The organism is Streptomyces sp. NPDC020898, from assembly GCF_044333925.1.
Taxonomy (GTDB): Bacteria; Actinomycetota; Actinomycetes; order Streptomycetales; family Streptomycetaceae; genus Streptomyces.
The window spans coordinates 1-3,218 of record NZ_JBIRRV010000046.1 but is presented as its reverse complement, the minus strand read 5'-3'; the positions used below and the strand labels follow the sequence as shown (position 1 = coordinate 3,218).

Annotated in this window: 4 protein-coding genes and 1 pseudogene; 2 read left to right on the top strand and 3 right to left on the bottom strand. The window is 67.6% G+C overall.

Annotated elements, in window-relative coordinates; genetic code table 11:
• Positions 1-566: pseudogene (locus tag ACH4TV_RS48260) on the top strand (hypothetical protein); the annotation flags it as partial.
• Here ACH4TV_RS48260 and ACH4TV_RS48255 read toward each other — a convergent pair.
• The 3 genes from ACH4TV_RS48255 to ACH4TV_RS48245 all read right to left on the bottom strand — a co-directional run bounded on the left by ACH4TV_RS48255 (position 551) and on the right by ACH4TV_RS48245 (position 2,299).
• Positions 551-1,165, bottom strand: coding sequence for a hypothetical protein (locus ACH4TV_RS48255; protein ID WP_398407855.1), 615 nt, complete (start codon positions 1,163-1,165; stop codon positions 551-553). The pseudogene ACH4TV_RS48260 and the gene ACH4TV_RS48255 overlap by 16 nt on opposite strands.
• A 496-nt stretch (positions 1,166-1,661) precedes the next feature.
• A complete protein-coding gene (locus ACH4TV_RS48250; RefSeq protein WP_398407854.1) occupies positions 1,662-2,051 on the bottom strand; it encodes a hypothetical protein in 390 nt (129 codons plus the stop codon).
• Positions 2,048-2,299: a hypothetical protein gene (locus tag ACH4TV_RS48245; protein ID WP_037756696.1), complete on the bottom strand. Its 252-nt coding sequence runs from the start codon at positions 2,297-2,299 to the stop codon at positions 2,048-2,050. The genes ACH4TV_RS48250 and ACH4TV_RS48245 overlap by 4 nt, the downstream gene beginning before the upstream one ends.
• Before the next feature lie 423 nt (positions 2,300-2,722).
• On the opposite strand from ACH4TV_RS48245, the gene ACH4TV_RS48240 reads away from it, so the two are divergent.
• Positions 2,723-3,218 (top strand): hypothetical protein (locus tag ACH4TV_RS48240; protein WP_398407853.1); only part of this gene is annotated, 496 nt, incomplete at its 3' end.

The window sequence follows — 3,218 nt, the reverse complement described above, 5'->3', positions numbered from 1 at the left end:
CACAGGTACCGGACACCGCACTGCTGCGTACCGATCTCGCCGCCTTCGGAGCCCTGGCAGCCGGCGCAGCCTTCACCGCATTTGGTGCCACCAGCTCACTGCGGCACACCATCGTCCCCGGTGAGAAGGCCCAGACCGGGAAGAAGTCCGGCGGCCCCGGCTCGCCGCACGTCCTGCACCCCGAGCTCATGGACTTCTACCTTGGCGAGACGCTGGCGAAGAAGTACGCCGCAGCCGCCGCGCCGATCTGCGAGTGCTACGCCTGCGGACACAAGGCGCTCGACACGTTCACCAGCAACCAGTCCCCGCTCCCGGCAGAAGCCGCGGCGCACAACATCGCTGTGCTCATGGGGTGGCTCCGCGACCTCTGCGCGACGCCGTCGGGCATCGCGCGCCAGCGCTGGTGGTACGACCGCTGCCGCACGGCCGTCGACCGGTACCCGCTGCTCAACGCCGCCCTCGAACAGCCCAAGGCGTTCCGGGCACCCGAGCAGCTCAAGTGCTGGGCCCTTGCCGACCCCGGCCCTGTCCCGGCCGAGCCCTCGCCCGCTCAGCGCACCCGCTGATACAGCTCCTCGACGAACGCCCAGGCCGCCGCGGTGTGCCGCTGCGGCCGGTAGGTCCGGGACTCCAGCACCATCTCCACCCCGTCGCCCGACGGGACGAAGACGCCGATACCGTAGAAGTCCGCCTCCGCCAGTGATTCCTCCAGGCGTACCGGGCGCCGGTCGAGCAGCATGGCCCTTCGGCAGAACGGGGCGAACCGGCCGGCCCGCTCCAGCCCTTGCCGCCAGCCGGACGCCCGCACGAGGGCCAGGTCGATCTGCAGTGGCCGCACCGCCCACCGCGTCACCACCTTGCGGTTACGGTCCGCAGCCCCGGCCGGCAAGGCACGTAGTGCACGACGTTCCCGCTGATCGAGTGAGGCCAGTGGCACGGGCAGACCCACCGGAAGGGCCAGAAGGGTTTCCAGCGGGGGCAGCTTGTCCAGGCGCGCCGCGGAAACCTCACGACGGCGTACGTCCTCGGCAGAGTCCATGCGGTAGAAGAACAGCGCCTCCGTCCCCAACGCCGGGGCCACCACAGACTGCCCGTCCCGCCCCAGCAGTGCCGCGGAAGCAGTCTGCACCGAACCGCCGATCACGGAACTCGCCAAGGTCATCATGGGCTCCACCCTGTCTCATCGGGCGCCGTCCGAAAACAGCACCCCGCCATTCATCCAACCCGGTCGGCTCCGGCTGCCTCTGCCAAACGGCCCAAGAGGTCCGCCAGACACCGCCACAGTTCGGCATCGTCGCTGCGCCGATACCACTGACGCCGCTCGCCGGGCTCCCGCGGAACACGCACAGCCAGACCCGCGTCCACCAGAGCCTGCACCGGCGCCTGGTACACGCTGGGCGCAACACTTCGCGAGACTGCGAGATCCCCCAGACAGACCCCTCGGGAATCCGACATCGCCAGCGCCAGCAGCACCTCCGCCCGATAACGATTACCGAAGAGCTTTGCCGAGACGTCACGCAACTGTTCGGACGCGCTTTGAACCATGATTCATGATTCGCGAATCATAAAGCAGATGTCAACTATTCGGTAAATTCCGCGCACTTGGGGAAGTGCTGGGATCACATCCACTGGGGAAGTCCGCCTCAACCCGGGTGAATCGCTCAGGGAGAGAGGTCGAGCACCCGGACGTTGGCCCCGTCCCAGGCCTTGGGCTGGACGGTGGCGACGCGTGCCCCCTCCAGGCGCTCGGCGCCGGGCATGGCCACGTGGTGGGTGTGGCACCAGCCCAGAGACCGCTCGTGGCCCGAGGCAGCCAGGACGGCGGCGAGATCGAGCGGATGGAAAACCACCTGGTCGAGCATGCCGAGGTGGCCGGCGAGTCCGGTGCGTACCCGGTCCGCTTCGGCGAGCGCGGCCAGCGCGACGTGGACGCGCCAGGCCCCGGTCTCGGCGGCCTGGTACAGAAGGCGGGAGGCCAGGACGTTGCCCGAGCCCAGAGCGAGCAGCGCGCTGTCGTCGAGGACTACATCGACAGGGGCGACAGGGTTCACGCGGCGCTGCCGAGCCGGCGCGTGAGCTCATCGTCCGCTGCGCGGTCCTGCTCGGGATCCGGGGCGTAGCCGGAGAGTGTGTGCAGGACTTCGAGGGTCTTCGCGACCTGCTCGTCCCGCTCGCTCTGCGTGAGGGTGTGGGTGGCGAATTCACCGACGAGCCCCGCGATCGTGGTGTCCTTCTCGGCGGCCAGGATCGCCAGCCGGTCCCGGATGCTGCTCTCGACCTTGATCGTTGTGTGTGCCATGCCCGACAGAATACATCGGGTATACCCGCCCGGGGGAGGCGATTGAGGTAGCTGCTTGCGCCTCCTCGGTCGGGGGCCGAGGGGACAGCCGGTAGGTGTGTTTTCGCCAGCGAGAGCTCGGTGAGGAGTCGGTGGGGCGCACTGTTCGCTGGCGCATGTGCCGACCTGTGAAGTCGTGAAATCCGTTCCGGGATTCAACCCTGTCCGTTGTGTGTGCCCGGGAGGGAAGTCCTCTGACCTGTGGCGACGGAGTTTTCTACTAGCCTCGCGGATGGTCGCCCGACACGCTGCCTTACCCGGCCAGGACCGGCGAGCGTCATGGGCGAGTGCCCGCTCTGGACCGACCGCGCAGCGCCCGACCCGCAACCTCTGATCTGTGTCAAGTCCCCACCTCTTACCGGATGGTGATCCGACGATGAGGCCATGTCGCTCACACATCAGGTGACCGCAGGGGTGCGTATCCACTGGCGGCTGGTCATCCTCCCCGTCGGATTCGTCCTCAACGTCTGGGGAAACACCCTCTTTGACACCTCACCCGACGTCACCAACAGGGCTGTCAGCCTCCTCCTGTTCACCGTCGGACTGTTCCTCGCCCTGTACGGATGCCGGTTCTGGCGGAGCAGAGCAGAAAAGTGGTACGCCCTCCAGCGGGTGAGTCGCTGGATGTCCGGGAAGCGGAACGACATAGCGTGGCAGCATCGCTGGTGGCGCGTGAAAGTGATCGTGTGGGGCGTGGGCGTGTGCGGTGTCGTCCTGTACGCGGTGCGGCTGGTCAACGGTGTCGCCCAGCATCCGGACCAGGTGACTGAACATGCAGCCTCCGCCATGACGTTCATGTACGTGTGGGGTCTTCTCCCGATGTGGACGCAGGCGGTCGAACCGAATGGCGCTTCCACACAGCAGCTGCTGGAGGACACCG

Coding starts and splice junctions, on each gene's coding strand:
- ACH4TV_RS48255 (WP_398407855.1), bottom strand. CDS start 1,165: ATGATGACCTTGGCGAGTTCCGTGATCGGCGGTTCGGTGCAGACTGCT.
- ACH4TV_RS48245 (WP_037756696.1), bottom strand. CDS start 2,299: ATGGCACACACAACGATCAAGGTCGAGAGCAGCATCCGGGACCGGCTG.